Annotated in this window: 17 protein-coding genes; 7 read left to right on the top strand and 10 right to left on the bottom strand. The window is 73.8% G+C overall.

Annotated features, from left to right (window positions below):
- Positions 1-56 precede the first annotated feature (56 nt).
- Entirely contained in the window at positions 57-215 is a 159-nt protein-coding gene (locus V6U81_RS13220) for a hypothetical protein (protein ID WP_334488672.1), read from the bottom strand.
- 132 nt (positions 216-347) lie between these two features.
- On the opposite strand from V6U81_RS13220, the gene V6U81_RS13215 reads away from it, so the two are divergent.
- The gene (locus V6U81_RS13215) at positions 348-917 is read left to right on the top strand and encodes a nucleotidyltransferase family protein (RefSeq protein WP_334488668.1); all 570 of its coding nucleotides are present in this window, start codon (positions 348-350) and stop codon (positions 915-917) included.
- A 32-nt stretch (positions 918-949) separates the two neighbouring features.
- Here the strand turns inward: V6U81_RS13215 and V6U81_RS13210 are convergent, their stop codons facing one another.
- The 6 genes from V6U81_RS13210 to V6U81_RS13185 form a co-directional block, all read right to left on the bottom strand.
- On the bottom strand, positions 950-2,200 hold the full coding sequence (locus V6U81_RS13210) for an MFS transporter (RefSeq protein WP_334488666.1): 1,251 nt from the start codon (positions 2,198-2,200) through the stop codon (positions 950-952).
- A 160-nt stretch (positions 2,201-2,360) separates the two neighbouring features.
- Positions 2,361-3,545 carry a molybdopterin molybdotransferase MoeA gene (locus V6U81_RS13205; RefSeq protein WP_334488665.1) on the bottom strand — a complete coding sequence of 395 codons (1,185 nt, stop codon included), beginning with the start codon at positions 3,543-3,545 and terminating at the stop codon, positions 2,361-2,363.
- Positions 3,542-4,303, bottom strand: coding sequence for a respiratory nitrate reductase subunit gamma (gene narI / locus V6U81_RS13200; RefSeq protein ID WP_334488663.1), 762 nt, complete (start codon positions 4,301-4,303; stop codon positions 3,542-3,544). Before narI ends, V6U81_RS13205 begins: the two co-directional genes overlap by 4 nt.
- On the bottom strand, positions 4,300-4,920 hold the full coding sequence (narJ, locus tag V6U81_RS13195; protein ID WP_334488660.1) for a nitrate reductase molybdenum cofactor assembly chaperone: 621 nt from the start codon (positions 4,918-4,920) through the stop codon (positions 4,300-4,302). Before narJ ends, narI begins: the two co-directional genes overlap by 4 nt.
- Complete coding sequence (gene narH, locus V6U81_RS13190; protein ID WP_334488657.1) at positions 4,917-6,614, bottom strand: nitrate reductase subunit beta; 1,698 nt, start codon at positions 6,612-6,614, stop codon at positions 4,917-4,919. The genes narJ and narH overlap by 4 nt, the downstream gene beginning before the upstream one ends.
- Positions 6,614-10,279 (bottom strand): nitrate reductase subunit alpha, encoded by a 3,666-nt coding sequence (locus tag V6U81_RS13185; protein WP_334488655.1) that lies wholly within the window; start codon positions 10,277-10,279, stop codon positions 6,614-6,616. Before V6U81_RS13185 ends, narH begins: the two co-directional genes overlap by 1 nt.
- A gap of 242 nt (positions 10,280-10,521) precedes the next feature.
- Between V6U81_RS13185 and V6U81_RS13180 the strand changes: the two genes are divergently transcribed.
- From V6U81_RS13180 to V6U81_RS13170, 3 genes are all read left to right on the top strand, one after another.
- Positions 10,522-11,742, top strand: coding sequence for a TIGR04053 family radical SAM/SPASM domain-containing protein (locus V6U81_RS13180; protein WP_334488652.1), 1,221 nt, complete (start codon positions 10,522-10,524; stop codon positions 11,740-11,742).
- Between the two features lie 78 nt (positions 11,743-11,820).
- On the top strand, positions 11,821-13,419 hold the full coding sequence (gene mdlC / locus V6U81_RS13175; RefSeq protein ID WP_334488650.1) for a benzoylformate decarboxylase: 1,599 nt from the start codon (positions 11,821-11,823) through the stop codon (positions 13,417-13,419).
- Positions 13,420-13,548: 129 nt separating this feature from the next.
- Entirely contained in the window at positions 13,549-14,010 is a 462-nt protein-coding gene (locus V6U81_RS13170; protein ID WP_334488647.1) for a hypothetical protein, read from the top strand.
- A 45-nt stretch (positions 14,011-14,055) separates the two neighbouring features.
- Here V6U81_RS13170 and V6U81_RS13165 read toward each other — a convergent pair whose 3' ends face one another.
- From V6U81_RS13165 to V6U81_RS13155, 3 genes are all read right to left on the bottom strand, one after another.
- The gene (locus tag V6U81_RS13165) at positions 14,056-14,271 is read right to left on the bottom strand and encodes a hypothetical protein (protein WP_334488644.1); all 216 of its coding nucleotides are present in this window, start codon (positions 14,269-14,271) and stop codon (positions 14,056-14,058) included.
- A gap of 129 nt (positions 14,272-14,400) precedes the next feature.
- Positions 14,401-14,841, bottom strand: a complete 441-nt coding sequence (locus V6U81_RS13160; protein ID WP_334488642.1) for a hemerythrin domain-containing protein — start codon at positions 14,839-14,841, stop codon at positions 14,401-14,403.
- A 135-nt stretch (positions 14,842-14,976) separates the two neighbouring features.
- The gene (locus V6U81_RS13155; protein WP_334488640.1) at positions 14,977-15,783 is read right to left on the bottom strand and encodes a DUF2249 domain-containing protein; all 807 of its coding nucleotides are present in this window, start codon (positions 15,781-15,783) and stop codon (positions 14,977-14,979) included.
- On the opposite strand from V6U81_RS13155, the gene V6U81_RS13150 reads away from it, so the two are divergent.
- From V6U81_RS13150 to V6U81_RS13140, 3 genes are read left to right on the top strand one after another with little or no spacing between them, the layout of a single operon-like run.
- Positions 15,782-16,540, top strand: a complete 759-nt coding sequence (locus V6U81_RS13150) for a helix-turn-helix transcriptional regulator (protein WP_420884015.1) — start codon at positions 15,782-15,784, stop codon at positions 16,538-16,540. The two genes, V6U81_RS13155 and V6U81_RS13150, sit on opposite strands and share 2 nt — an antisense overlap.
- Positions 16,537-17,664, top strand: coding sequence for a hypothetical protein (locus V6U81_RS13145; RefSeq protein WP_334488636.1), 1,128 nt, complete (start codon positions 16,537-16,539; stop codon positions 17,662-17,664). Before V6U81_RS13150 ends, V6U81_RS13145 begins: the two co-directional genes overlap by 4 nt.
- A complete protein-coding gene (locus V6U81_RS13140; RefSeq protein ID WP_334488634.1) occupies positions 17,664-19,019 on the top strand; it encodes a hypothetical protein in 1,356 nt (451 codons plus the stop codon). The genes V6U81_RS13145 and V6U81_RS13140 overlap by 1 nt, the downstream gene beginning before the upstream one ends.
- Positions 19,020-19,021 lie beyond the last annotated feature (2 nt).

Here is a 19,021-nt window from a genome sequence, read left to right as displayed (position 1 = left end):
GGTGACACCGCGAGCGGCGCCGGCCCTTCGAGGGGCGCCGGCACCGCTCGCGCGCGTCATCGCTTGGCGTGTTGCTTGGCCATCTCGGGCTGCTCGCCCTTGTTGACCCTCCGCAGCGCGTCGCGTAACTGCTGTTCGGTCATCTTGGAATTGCCCTCGATGCCGGCGTTGTGGGCCTGCTGGCGAAGATCGTGCAGCTGTTCCCGGTCGCCCATCTCGGCCTCCCCGTGGTGCGGTGGCGCGGGCGGCTCCGCGCGCCACTCCGCTCGTCGCCTTCCCGGGCCCGCCCGGACCAAACGGCCTCAGCGAGGCGATGCCGCGCCGGCGGGTTGGCCTAGGGTGGGAACGTGCGGGAAGGCGAGCTGCGGGACCTGGTCCAGCGCAGCCGGTGGCTGACCCGGGCACTGGGCGTCGTTCGGGACTCCGGCCTCCCGGACGCCTGGATCGGTGCGGGCGCGCTTCGCGACCTCGTCTGGGGCGAGCGGTACGGCGACGGGTTCGACCCGCTGTCGGTGCGCGACGTCGACGTCGTCTTCCTCGACCCGACGGACCTCAGCCGGGACAACGACCACCGTGCCACCCGGCGTCTGGTGGCGGCCTGGCCCGATCCGCCGTGGGAGGCGAAGAACCAGGCGGCCGTGCACACCTGGTATGCCGCGAAGTTCGGCGGCGACCCGGTGGCCCCGTTGCGCACCATCGCCGACGCGGTCGCCACCTGGCCCGAGTACGCCACCGCCGTGGCGGTACGCCTCGACGCCCACGACCGGGTCGCCGTCTGCGCGCCGCACGGCCTCGACGACCTGCTCGACGGGGTGTGGCGGCGCAACCCGACCAGGGCCAGCCCGGAGATCTCCCGGCAACGACTCGCCCGCCACCGCCCTGCCGAACGGTGGCCGGGCGTCCGCGTGGTGGCCTGAGCGGCGCGCTGGCGCGCCGCCCAGAGCTCGGGTCAGGCGTCGCGCTCGGCGAGGCTGCCCATCTTCACCGCGGTGAACACCGCGGCGGCCAGCGCGACGTCGGAGAGCAGCATGAGGCCGATGGCGTAGGAGCCCTGCGACCCGTAGACCCAGCCCATCACCAGCGGTGGGACGAATCCACCGAGCCCGCCGGCGGCACCGACCAGGCCGGTGACCGCACCCACCTGGTCGGCGGGGGCGACCTTGCCGACGAGGGCGAACACCGCGCCGCTGGCCGCGCCCAGCAGCACTGCCATCCCGAGCAGCGCGATCGTCGCCACCGGCATCAAAGCGGGCTGGAAGGCCTGGACCACCGCGAAGGCGGCGACCCCGCCGAAGCACCACACCAGCACCCGCACCGGGTGCACCCGGTCCGAGAGCCAGCCGCCCACCGGGCGGGCGGCCACGGCGAGCACCACGAACCCGGCGGTGCGCAACGCGCCGTCGGCGGCGCTCAGCCCGTAGGCGGTGCGCAGGTAGGCGGGCAGGTACACGCTGAAGGCCACGAACCCGCCGAAGCCCACCGCGTACAGGAAGCAGAGCTGCCAGGTCACGGTCAGCCGGCCGACCGTGGCGAGGCGCTGCCAGGCCGAACCGGCCGGACGTGCCCGGCCCGGCGCGTCACGCAGCAGCAGGAACGACAGGACCGCGTAAGCCGCCAGGATCGCCGCGACGAGCAGGAAGGGCGACCGCGCGCCGTAGGCGTCGGCGAGCCGGACCGTGGTGAAGTTGGCGATCGCGGTGCCGCCCATGCCGATGCCGAACACGCCGATGGCGAAACCGCGCCGCGCGGGTGGGTACCAGCCGGAGACCAGAGGGACGCCGACGGCGAAGGCGGTGCCACCGATGCCGAGGAAGAACCCGGTGACGATCAGCGCGCCGTAGGAGGAGACCGCGCTCAGGGTCAGCACCGGCACGATTGTGGCGAGCGTGACCAGCGGGAACACCACCCGCGCTCCGTACCGGTCGGTCAGGGCGCCGACCGGTATCCGGCCCAGCGAGCCGACCACCACCGGTACGGCCACCAGCAGCGACTGCGCGGCGAAGCTGAGGTCGAGGCGTTCCTTGATGCCCGGGCCGAGCGGACCCAGCAGCGCCCACGCCCAGAAGTTGACCAGGAAGCCGACAGCCGCCAGGGCGAGTTGGAGCGTCGCTCCGGACCGGTCCGGGGTGGCCGGGTTGCCGGGGGCCTGAGCTGGTGCCGGCAAGGTGTCGGTTGCCTGGCTGTCACGGCCGATACTCATCGCTGCTCTCCGTGGGGTCGTCGTGGTGTCGGGCCCGGGTCGACCGGAGGAATGCGTGGATTTCCCTTGCCCGCTATGAGCCTCGGCCCGCCGATCCGGCCCGGGCAGGGCCGGAAGTCCCTCATCGGCGGGAACGCCGGCCCGCAGTCGACGCGACCACTCATGGCAGGGTGAGCAGGCCCACGTGGTCGCCGGGTTGCCACCCCGGGGGTACGACGGCGAAGGCGTCCGCGGCAGCGGCGGCGCCGAGGTATCCGGGGTGGGCGCCATCGACGAGCCGCAGCCTCGCGTCCCGGCGTCGTACGGGCATGACGCGGGCGTTCCGGTCGTCCGGTTGCAGTGGATCGGCCAGCACCGCCGCGTCCAGCTCGGCCAGGGGCCGGCCAGCGAGAGCGGCGAGCAGCGGATCGACCAGGGTCAGCGCGGCGACCAGCGCGGCGTAGGGGTTGCCCGGCAATCCGACGATCCATCTCGGCCCGACCTGCGCCAGGACCTGAGGGTGCCCGGGGCGGCACGCCACCCCATCCACGTGCACGACGGCGCGCAGGCGTCGCAGCGCGAAGTGCAGCCCGTCCGCGGGACCCACCGACGACGCTCCACAGACGATGGTCACGTCGGCGTCGGTCGTGCTGTCCCGGATCGCCTCGGCGAACCAGTCGGGGTCGTCGCCGACCATCCGGGAGTCCAGCAACACCGCACCCCAGGCCGACAGGAGCGGAGCGAGCATCGGCCCGATGGCGTCGCGGACCCTGCCCCACCGGGGCGGACCGGTGGGGATCAGCTCGTCGCCGCTGATCACCAGCCGGACCCGGGGCCGCGCGCGGACCAGGAGGGTGTCGAGCCCTACGCTCGCGGCCAGCCCCACCGTCGCCGGGGTGACGCGCGAGCCCGCCGCCGCGACCTCCTGTCCGGGCTGCGCGTACTCACCGGCCCGGCGGATGTGCCGACGGTCGCCCGGGGCCGCGCGCACGACGTCGCCGATGCGGTCGGCGACCTCGTAGGGCACGACGCGGTCCGCGCCGTCCGGTACGGGCGCGCCCGTGGCGATCTCGACGGCGGCCTGCGCGGCCAGCGGCGCCACCGGGTGCGTGCGCCCGGCGAGAACCCGCCCGACGATCCGCCACGGACCATCACCCCGGACGGCGTACCCGTCCATGGCCGAGTTGTCGAAGCCGGGCACCGGAACCGCCGCACGCAGCGGAGCCGCCAGGGTCCGGCCGATCGCGGTCGCGAGCGGCACCGACTCCTCGGGCAGCGCCACCGGCAGGCTGTGCGCCAGCGCCCGCGCTGTCGCCCACTCGACGGCCCGGGTGCCGCCGGAGCACCGGGGTTGCGGGGTGCTCACCGTCGCGAGCGGCTGCGGTCGCCGCGGGGGGTGGGCAGCCGGGGCGGACCCTCCCAGCCGGGCCGGGTCGGCCGCAGCCCGGGCCGGTCGTCGCGGCTGCGGTAGACCACGTAGGGGCGAGTGGCGTAGCCGACCGGGGCACTGAAGGCGTGGACGAGCCGGGTGAACGGCCAGAACGCGAAGAGCGCGAAGGCGGCCAGGATGTGGATCTGGAAGCCGACCGGCACGCCGGCCATGACCTCCGGGTCGGGGCTCAGGTAGAACAGCGACCGGAACCACGGGGACACGGTCTCCCGGTAGTCGTAGCCGTCCCCGACCACGTTGGCCCGCACGGTGGCCAGCAGCCCCAGCACGATCACCCCGGCGAGGACCACGTACATCGCCTTGTCGTTGCGGGTGGTGGCGGCGAAGACCGGGCCGGTCAACCGGCGGCGGGCGATCAGGATGCCGAGCCCGATCAGCGTGCACAGGCCGGCCACCGTGCCGATGAACACGGCCATCAGGTGGTACGTGTGCTCGGTGACGCCGACCGCCTCCGTCCAGGCCTTCGGCACCACCAGACCCCCAATGTGTCCGATCAGGACCATCAGCACCCCGAAGTGGAACAGCGGGCTGCCCCACCGCAGGATGGTGCTCTCGTACAGCTGGGAGGAGCGGGTCGTCCAGCCGAACTTGTCGTACCGGTGGCGCCAGATCAGGCCGCCGACCAGGATCGCGATGGACAGGTACGGGTACACCACCCACAGCAGGATGTTCATCGGCGTCCTCCAGTCGTGTCGACCAGTCCGAATGGTTCGAGCCCGACCTGCTCCACCGGCGGCCCGGTTCGGGCCAGGCGGGCGGCGGCGGCGATGTCCCCGGGCTGGGCGGGCGGCAGCATCTCGCGGACCGCCTCCACCGCCTGCCGGTACACCGACTTCTCCCGTCCCAGCGCCTCGACCAGCAGGTCGAGGCCCACGCGGTTCTCCCGCAGCAGACGCCAGCCGGAGTCGTCGACGGCGGCCAGGTCGAGCACCGCGGGCAGGAAGTCGGGCAGCTCGCCGTCGACGACGGCCAGCCCGGCCGCCTTGTACGCGGCGGCGAAGTCGACCAGCGCCTCCCCGCGGCGGCGGGTGTCGCCGCAGGTGTAGTAGGTCAGGTGCAGGCAGCAGCGGCGGCGGAAGTCGAACACCTCCACGTAGGCGGCCCGCAGGTCGACCGGCGCGGCAGCCTCCCGGTGGGTGACCACCTCGCGCAGCGGCCCGGCGACCTCGGCCGGCAGGCCGTCGAGCGCGGCGCGCACGGTAGGCAGCGCCGCGAGAACCTCCTCGTCGGGGTAACGCAGCAGCAGGGACGCCGCGCGGGCGGCCACCGCCCGCCAGGTCGGCTGGTTCACGGCTTGCTCCCGTCGACGTGTTCAGGTTCCGGGTGGCGGGGCGGGAAGAGCCCCTTCGGGGTGCCCTTGCCGTCCCAGTTGAGCAGGTTGACCCGGCGCGGCTCGTCGCCCGGATCGGTGAAACTCTCGGCGGTCTGCCGGTCGCGCAGCATGTGGAACGTCTCCACCTGCACCGGCACCGGGGTGCCGGACGACTCCCCGAACGGCCCCTGGCCGTACGGGCCGCCGCCGCCCATCCCGGGGCCGCCCTCGTAGTCCAGGCTGCACTCGGTGGCGATCTTCTCCAGCCGGTGGGCGTCCTCGGCGTGCGCGGCGGGGATGACGTAGCGCTGCTCGTACTTGGCGATGGCGAGCAGCCGGTACATCTCGTCCATCTCCGCGCCGGTCATGCCGACCGCGGCGGCGATTGACTCGTCGCGCTCCTCGCCCAGGTTGATCCGGCGCTGGTAGGCGCGCATCGCGGCGAGCCGGTTCAGCACCCCGCGCACCGGCTCCGGGTCGCCGGCGGTGAAGAGCTCGGCCAGGTAGTCCACCGGGATCCGCAGCGCGTCGATGGCGCCGAAGAGGTTGCCGGCCTCCTCCGCGTCGTGGCCGGTCTCGCGCAGCACGTCGGCCACCGGCGACAGCGGCGGGATGTACCAGACCATCGGCATGGTGCGGTACTCCGGGTGCAGCGGCAGCGCCACCTCGTACTTCATGATGAGGTCCCAGACCGGGGAGCGCTGCGCGGCCTCGATCCAGTCGTCGGCGATGCCAGCCGCCCGGGCGGCCGCCACCACCTGCGGGTCGTGCGGGTCGAGGAAGACGGAGCGCTGCGCGTCGTACAGGTCGTGCTCCTCCTCCATCGCGGCGGCCTCGGCGACCCGGTCGGCGTCGTAGAGCATCAGCCCGAGGTAGCGCAGCCGCCCCACGCAGGTCTCGGAGCAGATGGTCGGTTGGCCGATCTCGATGCGCGGGAAGCAGAAGGTGCACTTCTCGGCCTTGCCGGTGCGGTGGTTGAAGTACACCTTCTTGTACGGGCAGCCGGTGACGCACATCCGCCAGCCCCGGCAGCGGTCCTGGTCGACCAGGACGATGCCGTCCTCGGCCCGCTTGTAGATCGCCCCCGACGGGCAGGAGGCCGCGCAGGACGGGTTGAGGCAGTGCTCGCAGATCCGCGGCAGGAAGAACATGAAGGTCTTCTCGAACTCCTGCTTCACCTGGCCGGAGATCTTCGCCAGCACCGGGTCACCGGCGGCGATCTCGTTGCCGCCGGCGAGCGAGTCGTCCCAGTTGGCGCTCCAGGTGATCTTCGTGTCCTCGCCGGTGAGCAGCGACTTCGGGCGGGCCACCGGGGTGTCGTCCCCGGCCGGCGCGTTGATCAGGTGCTCGTAGTCGTACGTCCACGGCTCGTAGTAGTCCTTCATGGACGGCAGCTTCGGGTTGGCGAAGATGCTGAACAGCTTCTTCAGCCGACCGCCGGAGCGCGGCTTGAGCTTGCCGGAGCGGGTCCGCACCCAGCCGCCCTGCCAGCGCTCCTGGTTCTCGTACGTGCGGGGGTAGCCCTGCCCGGGGCGGGTCTCCACGTTGTTGAACCAGACGTACTCGACCCCGGACCGGTTGGTCCACGCCTGCTTGCAGGTCACCGAGCAGGTGTGACACCCGATGCACTTGTCGAGGTTCATCACCATCGCCATCTGCGCCATCACCCGCATCAGTACTGCACCTCCTGGGAGCGACGGCGGATCACGGTGACCTCGTCGCGTTGGTTGCCGGTGGGGCCGAGGTAGTTGAACGCGAACGACAGCTGCGCGTACCCGCCGATCAGGTGGGTGGGCTTGACCAGCAGCCGGGTCAGCGAGTTGTGGATGCCGCCACGGCGGCCGTTGGTCTCCGACTTCGGCACGTCGATGACCCGCTCCTGGGCGTGGTACATGTAGACCGTGCCCTCGGGCATCTTGTGGGTGACCACGGCCCGGCAGACCACGACGCCGTTGCGGTTGACCGCCTCGATCCATTCGTTGTCCCGTACGCCGATCTTCTCCGCGTCGGTCTCGCTCATCCACATCGTCGGGCCGCCCCGGGAGAGGGTGAGCATGATCAGGTTGTCCTGGTACTCGGAGTGGATGGACCACTTCGAGTGCGGGGTGAGGTACCGGACGGTGATCTCCAGCTCCCCGTTGCGGCCGAGTCTCGGCTCGCCGAAGAGCTTGTGCATGTCGAGCGGCGGTCGGAAGATCGGCAGCGCCTCGCCGGCCTCGTGCATCCAGTCGTGGTCGAGGAAGAAGTGCTGCCGGCCGGTGAGCGTGTGCCAGGGCTTGAGCCGCTCGGTGTTGATGGTGAACGGGGAGTAGCGCCGGCCGCCGTGCTCGCTGCCCGACCACTCCGGGCTGGTGATCACCGGCACCGGACGGGACTGGGTGTCGGCGAAGGTGATCTGCTTGCCCTCGTGCTCGGCCGCCAGGTCCGCCAGGCGTACCCCGGTGCGCTTCTCCACGTCCTGGAAGCCGGCGGTGGCCACCCGGCCGTTGGTGGTGCCGGAGAGCGCCAAGATCGCCTCGCAGGCGTGCACGTCCTTCGCCAGCGACGGCCGCCCGTCGGCGGCGCCGCCGTGCACCTCGCCGTTCTTGCGGCGCAGGTACTCCACCTCCGGGCGGACGTCGACCGAGAAGCCCTTGCCGGTGGTGCCGAGGGTGTCCATCAGCGGTCCGAGCGCGGCCATCTTGTCGGCGATCGCGCCGTAGTCCCGCTCGACCACGACGAGCTTCGGCATGGTCCGGCCCGGCACCGGGGTCTCCCCGGTGACCGCCCAGTCGTGGACCCGGCCGTGCGGGGTCGCCATCGCGTCGGGGGTGTCGTGCAGCAGCGGCGCCGCGACCAGATCCTTGCGTACGCCCAGACGGGGCCCGGCGAGCGCGGAGAACGCCTTCGCGATGCCGTGGAAGGCGTCGAAGTCCGTCCGGGTCTGCCACGGCGGGTTGATCGCCGGGGTGAAGGCGTGCACGAACGGGTGCATGTCCGTGCTGCTCAGGTCGTGCTTCTCGTACCAGGTGGCGGCCGGCAGCACGATGTCGGAGAAGAGCGTCGTGGAGGTCATCCGGAAGTCCAGCGACAACAGCAGGTCGAGCTTGCCCTCCGGCGCCTCCTCCCGCCAGGTCACGTCCTTCGGCCGCAGCTCCTCCGGCGCCTCCTCGGCGCGCAGGTTCGCGTCGGTGCCGAGCAGGTGGCGCAGGAAGTACTCGTTGCCCTTGGCCGACGAGCCCAGCAGGTTGGCCCGCCAGACGGTCAGCACCCGCGGCCAGTTCTCCGGCGCGTCCGGGTCGGTGCAGGCGAACTTCACGTCTCCCTGGCCGAGCCGCTCGGCCACCCAACCCGCCGGGTCGTCCGGTCGGGCCGCGAGGGCCTCGTCGGCCAGGTCGAGCGGGCTGCGGTCGAAGGTCGGCATCGACGGCATCCAGCCCGACCGCGCGGACTGCGCCAGCAGGTCCATGGTGTGCTTGCCGGCGAACGCCCCGGTGCCGGTGGGGGAGGAGACCACGTCGGCGGAGTAGGTGTCGTAGCGCCACTGGTCGGTGTGCACGTACCAGAAGGCCGTGCCGATCATCTGCCGCGGCGGGCGGACCCAGTCCAGGCCGAACGCGAGCTGCGCCCAGCCGGTCGCCGGGCGGCACTTCTCCTGCCCGACGTAGTGCGCCCAGCCGCCGCCGTTGACGCCCTGGCAGCCGGTGAGGGTGACCAGCGCGAGGATCGCCCGGTAGGTGGCGTCGGAGTGGAACCAGTGGTTGGTGCCGGCGCCGAGCAGGATCATCGACCGGCCGCCGGAGCGGTCCGCGTTGTCGGCGAACTCCCGCGCCACCCGGGCCACCTGCGCCGCCGGCACCCCGGTGATCGGCTCCTGCCACGCCGGCGTGTACGGCGCCTCGACATCGTCGTACCCGGCCGCCCACTGGCCGGGCAGGCCGTCGCGGCCGACCCCGTACTGGGCCAGCAGCAGGTCGAACACGCTCGTCACCAGCTGACCCTCGACCATCCGGGTCGGCACGCCCCGGCGCAGCACCTGCGGGGTGTCGGTGTCGAACCGGGGCAGCTCCACCTCGACCGCGTCGCCCGCCCCGAGGCAGGTCAGCGCCGGCTCCAGGTCGCCCAGGTCCAGGTTCCACTGGCCCTGCTGCTCGCCCCAACGGTGGCCGAGGCTGCCCCGCGGCACGGCGGGCGCGTCGGTGGCCGAGTCCCAGAGCACCGTCTTGAAGGCCGCCTCCTTCCCGGTATCGCCCAGGTCCTCGGCGGTGAGGAACTTGCCCGGCCGGTACGCCCCGTCGGCCCCGGGCTCCAGGGTGACCAGGAACGGCAGGTCGGTGAACCTGCGGACGTAGTCGACGAAGCGGGGGGTGCGCCGGTCGACGAAGAACTCCTTGAGGATGACGTGCCCCATCGCCATCGCCAGGGCGCCGTCGGTGCCCGGCTGGGCGGGCATCCACTCGTCGGCGAACTTCACGTTGTCGGCGTAATCCGGGCTGACCACCACGACCTTCTGGCCCCGGTAGCGCGCCTCGGCCATCCAGTGCGCGTCGGGGGTACGGGTCACCGGGACGTTGGAGCCCCACATGACGAAGTAGGAGGCGTCCCACCAGTCCCCGGACTCCGGCACGTCGGTCTGGTCGCCGAAGACCTGCGGGGAGGCCACCGGCAGGTCGGCGTACCAGTCGTAGAACGACAGCATCGAGCCGCCGAGCAGCGACATGAACCGGGCGCCCACGGCGTGCGACACCATCGACATGGCGGGGATGGGGGAGAAGCCGGCCACCCGGTCCGGGCCGTACTCGGAGATGGTGTGCACGTGCGCGGCGGCGATCATCTCCTGGGCCTCGTCCCAGCCGATCCGGACCAGGCCGCCCTTGCCGCGCGCCTTCTGGTAGCGGCGGCGGCGCTCCGGGTCGGCCTGGATGTCCGCCCAGGCGGCCACCGGGTCACCGAGACGCTCCTTGGCCTCCCGGTACATCTCCACCAGCACACCCCGGGCGTACGGGTAACGCACCCGGGTGGGGGAGTAGGTGTACCAGGAGAAGGCGGCCCCGCGGGGGCAGCCGCGCGGCTCGTACTCCGGTCGGTCCGGCCCGACGCTCGGGTAGTCGGTCTGCTGCTGTTCCCAGGTGATGATGCCGTCCTTGACGTACACCTTCCAGGAACACGAGCCGGTGCAGTTGACGCCGTGGGTGGAACGGACGACCTTGTCGTAGGACCAGCGGTCCCGGTAGAAGGCGTCCGCCTCCCGACCGCCGATCTGATGCAATGTCCGGCCGTCGGCGGAGACCTCGGCCCGGCGCACCAGGCCGCCCACCGCCAGCAGCGCCCGTCCCGCACTCTCGGTCGCTCGCGACATACGCCTCATTCCTTCGATAGGGAGCCGTGATGCCCCACCCTCGCGGCGGTCGTGCCGGAGCGCAACCGCCAGCAGGGGGGGCGTCGCGGCAATCCTGCCGACGTACTACCTCGCGAAACCGGGCCAAAGGTCCCGAGATCATCAGGCGTTGTACCTGCGGGTCCGCGGCGGGACTTCGGGCCCGGTCCGGCGGTGACCGTGGTCCCTTGTCCCGGCGGTTGCCACCGGCCAGCGTCTGCTGCGTGACGCGGACAGCGGTGACGAACCAGACGAGCGACCAGGCAGCCGGCAGATCGGTACGGGTGCCCCGGCAGGATGTCGGGGAGCGCCCGTTCATCGTCATCTGGGAGGCCACCCAGGCCTGCCCGCTGGCCTGCCTGCACTGCCGGGCCTCCGCCCGCCCGGACCGGGACCGGGCCGAGCTGGACACCGACGAAGCCGTCGCGCTGATGACGCAGGTCGCCGACTTCGGTCGGCCGGCGCCGCTGTTCGTGATCACCGGCGGCGACCCGTTCCAACGCCCGGACCTGGAGACCCTGGTCCGGCGGGGCACGGAGCGCGGCCTGGCCGTCTCGGTGTCCCCGTCCGGGACGCCCACCCTCACCCGGGAGGCGCTCGCCGGGCTGCGCGCGGCCGGCGCGCGGGCGGTGTCGCTGAGCCTGGACGCCGCCACCGCCGCCGGGCACGACGGCTTCCGGGGCGTACCGGGGGTGTGGGACCTGACCGTGCGGGCCTGGCGGGACGCGGCCGAACTGGGGTTGAAGGTCCAGATCAACACCACGGTGACCCGGGACAACGTCCGCGACCTGCCGGAGATCGCCGGGCAGGTCCGGGACCGGGGCGCCATGCTGTGGAGCGTGTTCTTCCTGGTGCCGACCGGGCGGGGCGCCGCGTTGCGCGGCCTCGACGCGGCGCAGACCGAGGACGTGCTCAACGCCCTCTACGACCTCGGCGAGACCGTGCCGGTCAAGACCACCGAGGCGCACCACTTCCGCCGGGTCTGCCTGCAACGTGACGTGCTGGCCCGGCACGGCGAGGACCACGTCCGGGTGCTCGGGCTGGGCCCGCTCTACCGGGAGCTGCGCGGTCTGCTCGACGAGCGGGGGCTGACCGGCCGGCCGAGTCGACCCCGCCGACCCCCGCTGCGGGTCAGCGCCGGCAACGGCTTCGTCTTCGTCTCGCACCGCGGCGACGTGCACCCCAGCGGGTTCCTGCCGGTGACCGCCGGCAACGTGCGGCAGCGCTCGCTGGTGGACATCTACCGCGACTCCGAGCTGTTCACCGGGCTGCGGGACCCGGGGTTGCTCGGTGGGCGCTGCGGCGCCTGCGAGTTCCGGGCCGTCTGCGGCGGATCCCGCGCCCGGGCGTACGCCACCACCGGCGACGTCTTCGCCGAGGAGCCCGGCTGCGGCTACCAGCCCGGCTCCTTCCCGTACCCGCAGGAGGTGCCCATCGTTACGTGAGCCGCCACGGCCGGAGGTCCCGGACGAGCCGGGACTTCCGGCGCTGCTCCCGGAGGTTGTGCCGGGTGACCCTCAGGCATGATCTCGGTACGACAGGCCGCCTTCGACGTCTTCCGGGCCCACGGGCTCACCACCGTGTTCGGCAATCCCGGCTCCACGGAGCTGCCGATGCTGGCCGACTTCCCCGCCGACTTCCGCTACGTCCTCGGGCTGCAGGAGGGCGTGGTGGTCGGCATGGCCGACGGGTACGCCCAGGCCACCGGCCGGCCCGCGCTGGTGAACCTGCACAGCGCCCCGGGCGTGGCGACCGCCATGGGTGCGCTGGTGAACGCGGCCGCCGCGCACAGTCCGTTGGTGGTGACCGCCGGACAGCAGGTCCGGGCGCTGCTCACCGGGCCGGCGATGCTGACCAACCCGGAGCCGACGGTGCTGCCCCGGCCGCTGGTGAAGTGGAGCGTCGAACCGCCGCGCCCGCAGGACGTGCCGGCCGCCCTCGCCCGCGCCGTGCATCTGGCCATGCTGCCGCCGCGCGGGCCGGTGCTGGTCTCGCTGCCGATGGACGACTGGGCGGCCCAGGTCGACGAGGAGTCGGTCCGCGTGCTCGCCGGCCGGCGGGTCAGTGCCGCCGCCACCCCGGGCGCCGACCTGATCGGCCGCCTCGCCGCCCGGCTCGGCGCCGCCCGGTCCCCGGTGCTGCTGGTCGGAGCGGGCCTGGACAGCCCCGAGGGCTGGCAGGCGGCGGTGACCCTCGCCGAGCGGTGCCGGCTGCCGGTCCACTGGGCGCCACTGGAACCGCGCTGCGGTTTCCCCACCACGCACCCCGCATTCCAGGGCGTGCTGCCGGCGACCGAGGCCGGCGTGGGCAAGGCCCTGCGCGGTCACGACCTGGTGCTCGTCGCCGGGGCGAGTGCCTTCCGCTACTACCCGTACGTCCCGGGGCAGGTCCTCGGCCCCGACGCCGACCTGGTGCTGCTCACCGACGACCCGCAGGAGGCGGCACGGGCCTCGTACGGGCATGCGGTGCTGACCGACCCGGTGGCCGCCCTGACGATGCTGGCCGGTGAGGTCCCGGCGGCGCAGCGGGCGCTGCCCGCCCCGGGTCCCCGGCCCGAGCCGGTGGACCTGGCCGGACGGCCGCTCACCGCCGCCGCGGCCTACGCGACGATCGCCAGGGTGCTGCCGTCCACCGGCGTGCTGGTCTGCGAGTCGGTGTCGAACATGCGCGACTGCCAGGACCAGATCCGGCTCTCCCGGCCCGGCAGCTACCACAGCCCGGCCGGGGCCAGCCTCGGCTTCGGCGTGCCGGCGGCCATCGGCGTGCAGCTCGCCGACCCGGGCCGGCCCGTGGTGGCCGTGGTGGGCGACGGCGCGTTGCAGTACGCCGTACCCGCGCTGTGGAGCGCCGCCCGCTACCAGGTGTCGCTGACCGTGGTGGTACTGCGCAACGACCGGTACGCCGTCCTGGAGGACTACTGCGACTTCCTGGCGGTGACGGGGGTGCCGGGCCTGCGGGTGCCCGGCATCGACAGCGTGTTGCTGGCACGGGGTTACGGTGTGCCGGCGGTACGGGCCGACGGCGCGGATGCTCTGGCCGCCGCGCTGCGGGACGGCCTGGCCCGACCGGGTCCGACGCTGATCGAGGTGCCGGTGGGCGGCTCCGCCGAGACGCACTGGTGACGGCGGGGGCGCGGGCGGGGACAGCACGCTCGACCCCGCAGAAATCACCCGAACGGGGACCTGAGACCCGCTCGGGTTCGGGACCTGATCCTCTCCTCGACGGCCACCGACCGGGGCAGTGTGATCGGCATGATCACAGTTCTGCTCGCCGTCGCGGGCATCCTCCTCCTGGTCGCCGGCCCCGTCATGATCGCGCAAGGCCTCCTCGGGCGGCACAGCGTCGCCCGGGAGCTGCACCACCAGAGGATCGCCTTCCCCTCGGGCGGCCTGCCCGCCCCGCTCGCCCGGTACGCCGATGCTCCGGTACGCACCGGCGCCCAGGCCCGCGCCTACTCGGACCTGATCGCCGGTCACGTCGCCAAGGCCACCGGGGGTCTGACGTACGCGGAGATCGCTCAGGAGTGCATGGCGGGCGAACGGGACGAGCGGCTCGACCGGCTGCGGCAGACCGCGTTCATGGGGGAGACGTTGCGCGGGGCGCTGCTCGGGGCCTATCAGGCGTGGCAGATCACCGCCCTGGTGATCGGGCTCGGGGCACTCGTCGTGCTGGTCGGGGCGGTCTTCCTCGCCCTGGCGGCGCACCTCGGGTGACGGGTGGGGCCGTCCGGGGCGGCCGGCGCGTCCCGGCCGACCCGCTCACCCGTCGTCGGAGCTGGTGAACAGGGGCGTGCTCAGGTACCGCTCACCGGTGTCGGGCAGCACCACGACGAGGGTCACGCCCACGTGCTCCGGTCGCCCGGCGACCATGCGGACGGCGTGCAGGGCAGCCCCGCTCGGCACGCCCGCGAGCAGTCCCTCGGTGCGCGCCAGCCGACGCGCCGTCGCCCGGGCCTGCCCGACATCGACCGGCACGACCTCGTCGTACACCGTGGTGTGCCGCCCGTGCCCACCCCGGCTACCAGCAGGTCGACCGCCCGGTGTCCGTCCGGCTCTCCTCCGCAGTGGTAGCCGTTGGGCGGCGTCGGCTGCGCCCGGGCCGGCTCACCTGGCCGCCTCGGCCGTCGGGGTGATCCGGTCCCAGGCCGGGATGGGCAGGGAGATCACCGCGGCCGGGAAGAGGCCGTGCTCCTCGTTGTCGATGTGCCGGTGCAGCCGGTCGAGGGCGGCCAGCACCCCGGGCCAGTCCGGGTCGGCCCGGTCGACGGTGCCGAGCACGCCGTGGATGTCGTCGTGCTCCGCGCAGAGCTTCGCCACCGCCTCGGCCAGGCTGCCCTCGGCCCGCAGCTCCACGAAGAGGCCGTCCTCCTCGGTGGCGGTGTGCGGCATCAGCAGGGCGAGCAGGTCGTCGAGCGCGATCAGGGCGTCGTCAGCGCCGCCGTGCACCGCCGTGCGGAGCCGGCCGGCGGCGTTCGCGATCGCCTCGTGCTCGGCCGAGAGCCGGCCGATCAGTGGGAACTCCCGACAGCCGCAGTAGTTGCACACGAGCGTTCATCTCCTGACCACGAGGGGTGGGCGACTCCATCGTGCGTGCCGTCAACCCCGGTCAGCAGGGCCGAACGGCCCCGTACGCCGGGACGGCGGGCCCTGACCCCCACCGTCCCGGCGCCGGCAGACTGCTCAGACCGTCACCGGCTGGCGGGACAGCCGGATCTGCCACACCTCCGGTCCGTCCTGCAGCCACTCGGTGGTCATGCCGCCGCCGTAGCGGGCCTCGACCTCGGCCAGCAGCGGGCGGGGCGCGTGCGGCGCGACCAGCACCAACGCGCCGCCGGCGGGCAGCGCGTCCAGGGCCGCGAGCACCCGCCCGTGGCGCTGGTCGTGCGGCAGCAGCCGGACGTCCAGCCGGGGGTCGATGCTCAGGGTCGGGGCCGGCGCGTCGGCCGGTGCCCGGTCGCCGCCACAGCCGCAACCACCCCCGCCGCAACCGCCCTTGTCCGACCCTTCCGAGGAGCCGAGCAGATCGTGCATACCCTCCAGCAACGTCGCCAGCGAGACGTCCGCCGCGTCCACCAGCACCGGGACGATCAGGTCGTTCTCCTTGGCCAGGTGGACCGCGAAGAGGGCGGCGAGGGCGCGGGCGGTGGCGGCGAGGCGTACCGGCCGGTTGCCGGTCTCCAGCTCGGCGACCAGGCCGGTGATCGCCTGGTGCTCGTCGAGCATGCCCCGCACCAGCAGCGCGGCCTCGGTCCGCTCACCGGCGGCGGCGTAGAGCGAGCCCTCCTCGGCGTGCGCGTGCGGCAGCAGCTCGTCGCGGAGCCACCCGAGCAGCTCGTCGCGGTGCCGGAGCGCCCCGGCGGCGTCGCCCCGGTCGGCCGCGTCCAGCACTTCTCCGACGTGCCGGTCGAGGTCGGCGGCGAGCTGGGCGTGGTGCCGGACGACGGCCTGCGCGGCCTGCTGGTCGGCCGCGGAGCGTGAGGCGGACATGGAACCCTCCAGGGTTTTGCGGGTGAACGACGTTGTAACGTTATCTAACGTGGAAACCCCGAGAACAGGGCCGGCCGGCGAGACGATCGACTCCCACCGCCATCGGGCCCTCGGCACCGCCAGCCGGGCCTCGATCCTCGAGATGGTGCGCGCCGCCGGCGCCGGCATGACGATCGCCGAGGTGGGGGAGCGCACCGGCCTGCACCTCTCCACGGCCCGCGCCCACCTCGACCGGCTGGTCGACGCCGGGCTGTTGGTCAAGGCGCGGGCCAGCGGCGGCCAGCCCGGCCGGCCGGCGTGGCGCTACCGGGTGGCCATCGCCGAGGCCCCGGCGCCCGCGCCGTACCGGGCGCTCGCCGCCGCCCTGCTCGACCACCTGTCCCGCCGCGGCCACGGCGACGTCCGGGCCGAGGCCACCCGCGCCGGCCACGACTGGGGGCGCCACCTCGCCGCCGCCACCCCGCCCGGCAGGGAGCCGGTCGACACCCTGCTCGACGTCCTGCGCGGGCTGGGCTTCAGCCCCCGCCTCCACGAGACGGCCGACGGGACGACCGAGATCCACCTGCACACCTGCCCCTTCCTGGAACTGGTCAACCGCAACCCCGACGCGATCTGCGCGCTGCACGTCGGCGTCGTCCGAGGCACGCTCGAACACGCCGGCGCCCCACCGGCCGGCGCCGTGCTCGAACCGTTCGGCGCGCCCGACGCCTGCGTGGTGCGGCTGGCCCTGCCGAATACCACTGAAGAGCCGGCATGAACCCCCGGCCGGTCGCCGTACGCTGGCGGCTCCCCGTCCTCGCGGCCGGCGGATTCGCCCTGGTGAGCGGCCTCTACGCCGCCCTGCTCCTGCTCGACCTGCCGGTGCCCGCGCCGGACGCGCCGCTGGAGCAGGTGCACGGCCCGCTGATGGTGCTCGGCTTCGTCGGCACCCTGGTGGCGCTGGAACGCGCGGTGGCGCTCCGCGCCCGCTGGGCCCTGCTCGCGCCCGCCTGCTCCGGCGCCGGCGGGCTGGCGCTGGTGCTGACCGGGCCGAGCCTGCCCGGTCGACTGCTGCTCATGACCGCCTCGGTGCTGTTGCTGCTGATCTATTGGCAACTGTGGCGGCGGCAACCGGGTCCGGCCCTGCTGGCCCAGGCAACCGGCGCGCTGAGCTGGTACGCGGCCACCCTGCTCTGGCTCGCCGGCTTCGGCGTGCCGGAGATCGTGCCCTGGCTCGCCACCTTCGTGGTGGCCACCATCGCCGGGGAGCGGCTCGAACTCGCCCACCTCACCCTGACCCGGCACGGCGAACGCTGGTTCCTCGCCGCACTCGGCGCGCTGACCGCCGGGGTCACCGCCACCGCGCTGTGGCCGTCCGTCGGCGCGTACCTGTTCGGGGTCGGGTTGCTCGCGATCGTGGCCTGGTTGGTGGTCCACGACGTCGCCCGCCGCACGGTGCGCGCCACCGGCCTGCCCCGCTACGTCGCGGTCGGGCTGCTCGCCGGGTACGCCTGGCTGGGGCTGGCCGGCCTGCTCTGGGCCGGCGCCGGCCCGGTCACCGACGGCCCGCGCTACGACGCCACCCTGCACCTGGTCTTCCTGGGTTTCACCATGTCGATGATCTTCGTGCACGCCCCGGTCATCCTGCCGGCGGTGCTGCGTCGCCCGCTGCCCTACCGACCCTGGCTGTACGCCCCGCTGGCCCTGCTGCACGCCACCCTGGCGGTCCGGGTCCTGGTGGGTGACGCGCTCGGCGTGCAGACCGTGTGGCGCTGGGCCGGCCTGGGCAATGTCCTCGCGGTACTCGGCTTCGTCGGCTGCGCCGTCGCCGCCGCGCGCGGCACGGACCGGGGGCGCACCCGCCCGGCCGCCGTCCCACCGGCCGTGGCGGCGGTGCAGTGATGGCCCGCGCACTCGGCGACCCCGCCCCGAACGGCGCCGCACCGTTCCCCGCCGGCCTGTTCCCCGCCAGCCCGTCTCCCGCCGGCCCGTCCCCGGCCGAGCCCGCCGGCCCGTCCCCGGCCGACCCCGGCGGTCCCGCCCCGGCCGCCGGATCGGCTGCGGCGGCGGGGACCGGGCGGGCCGGCTGGCACCGCAGGGTGGCGGCGCTGCCGCTGGCCTACCTGGCCGCGCTCGTCGTGCTCGGCTTCGTCCACCCCTTCCTGCCGGCCTGGCGCTGGGCGGCCATCCACCTGCTGCTGCTCGGCGCGGTCAGCAACGCCATCCTGGTGTGGAGCGCCCACTTCGCCGCGGCGGTGCTGCGCGCCCCCGCACCGGACGGCCGCCGCGCCCAGGCCGCTCGGCTCGTCACCCTCAACGTGGGTGTGCTGGCGGTCCTCGTCGCCGGGACGGTCGACCGGCCGTGGCTGGGCGTGAGCGGCGCCGCGCTGGTCTTCGCCGCGGTCGCCGCCCACCTCGTCGGGCTCGCCCGGCGGCTGCGGCGCGCCCTCCCGGCCCGCTTCACCGTCACCGTCCACTACTACCTGGCGGCGGCCGTCGCGCTGCTCGTCGGCGTGCCGGTCGGCGCCTGGATGCTGGTGGTCGACGACGCTCTGCGCCCCCGGCTGGTGCTGTTCCACGCGCACGTCAACCTGCTCGGCTGGGTGACGCTGACCGTGCTCGGCACGCTGCTGACCCTCTGGCCGACCGTGCTGCGCGCCCGGATGGCCGACGGGGCGGTCCGCGCCGCCACCGTCGCGCTCCCGCTGGCGGTGACCGGTCTGGCCCTGCTCGGTGTCGGCGTGCTCGCCTGGTGGCGGGTCGTCGCCGCAGCCGGGCTGGCCCTGTTCACCCTCGCCGCGCTGGTCGCCCTGCGTCCCGCGCTGGCCGTCGCGCGGGTCCGGCCCCCGAACGCCTTCGCCGGTTGGTCGCTCGCGGCGGCCTCCTGCTGGCTCCTGGCCGCTCTCGGCATGGACGCCGCGACGCTGCTGTCCGCCGACGGTCCCGCCACGGCCGCCGACCGGTTCCACGCCGTGCTGCTGCCGCTGCTGGTCGGTTTCGTCGCGCAGGTCCTCGTCGGCTCGCTGAGCCACCTGCTGCCCATGGTGCTCGGCGGCGGACCCGGACCGGTACGCCGACGCACCGACCTGCTGCAGCGGCACGGTGCGCAACGCGTCGCGACGGCCAACGCCGCTCTGGTGGTCTTCGTCCTGCCCACCCCGCCCTTCGTCCGCATCACCACCTCACTGCTGATCCTCGTCGTGCTGGTGCAGTTCCTCGTACCGGCCGCCCGGGTCCTGTTCACCGCCCGGAGGTAAGC

This window comes from Micromonospora lacuserhaii (assembly GCF_036902735.1).
In the GTDB taxonomy this organism is placed as follows: Bacteria; Actinomycetota; Actinomycetes; order Mycobacteriales; family Micromonosporaceae; genus Micromonospora.
Note: the sequence above shows the minus strand (reverse complement) of the source record. Positions and strands in the feature narration are given on the sequence as shown.

Bases quoted from the DNA above. Each gene is read 5' to 3' on its own strand.
- narH (WP_334488657.1), bottom strand. From the start codon at position 6,614: ATGCGGGTGATGGCGCAGATGGCGATGGTGATGAACCTCGACAAGTGC.
- V6U81_RS13140 (WP_334488634.1), top strand. From the start codon at position 17,664: ATGGCCCGCGCACTCGGCGACCCCGCCCCGAACGGCGCCGCACCGTTC.
- mdlC (WP_334488650.1), top strand. From the start codon at position 11,821: ATGATCTCGGTACGACAGGCCGCCTTCGACGTCTTCCGGGCCCACGGG.
- V6U81_RS13150 (WP_420884015.1), top strand. From the start codon at position 15,782: ATGGAACCCTCCAGGGTTTTGCGGGTGAACGACGTTGTAACGTTATCT.
- V6U81_RS13170 (WP_334488647.1), top strand. From the start codon at position 13,549: ATGATCACAGTTCTGCTCGCCGTCGCGGGCATCCTCCTCCTGGTCGCC.
- V6U81_RS13155 (WP_334488640.1), bottom strand. From the start codon at position 15,783: ATGTCCGCCTCACGCTCCGCGGCCGACCAGCAGGCCGCGCAGGCCGTC.
- narI (WP_334488663.1), bottom strand. From the start codon at position 4,303: ATGAACATCCTGCTGTGGGTGGTGTACCCGTACCTGTCCATCGCGATC.
- V6U81_RS13185 (WP_334488655.1), bottom strand. From the start codon at position 10,279: ATGTCGCGAGCGACCGAGAGTGCGGGACGGGCGCTGCTGGCGGTGGGC.
- V6U81_RS13220 (WP_334488672.1), bottom strand. From the start codon at position 215: ATGGGCGACCGGGAACAGCTGCACGATCTTCGCCAGCAGGCCCACAAC.
- V6U81_RS13210 (WP_334488666.1), bottom strand. From the start codon at position 2,200: ATGAGTATCGGCCGTGACAGCCAGGCAACCGACACCTTGCCGGCACCA.
- V6U81_RS13145 (WP_334488636.1), top strand. From the start codon at position 16,537: ATGAACCCCCGGCCGGTCGCCGTACGCTGGCGGCTCCCCGTCCTCGCG.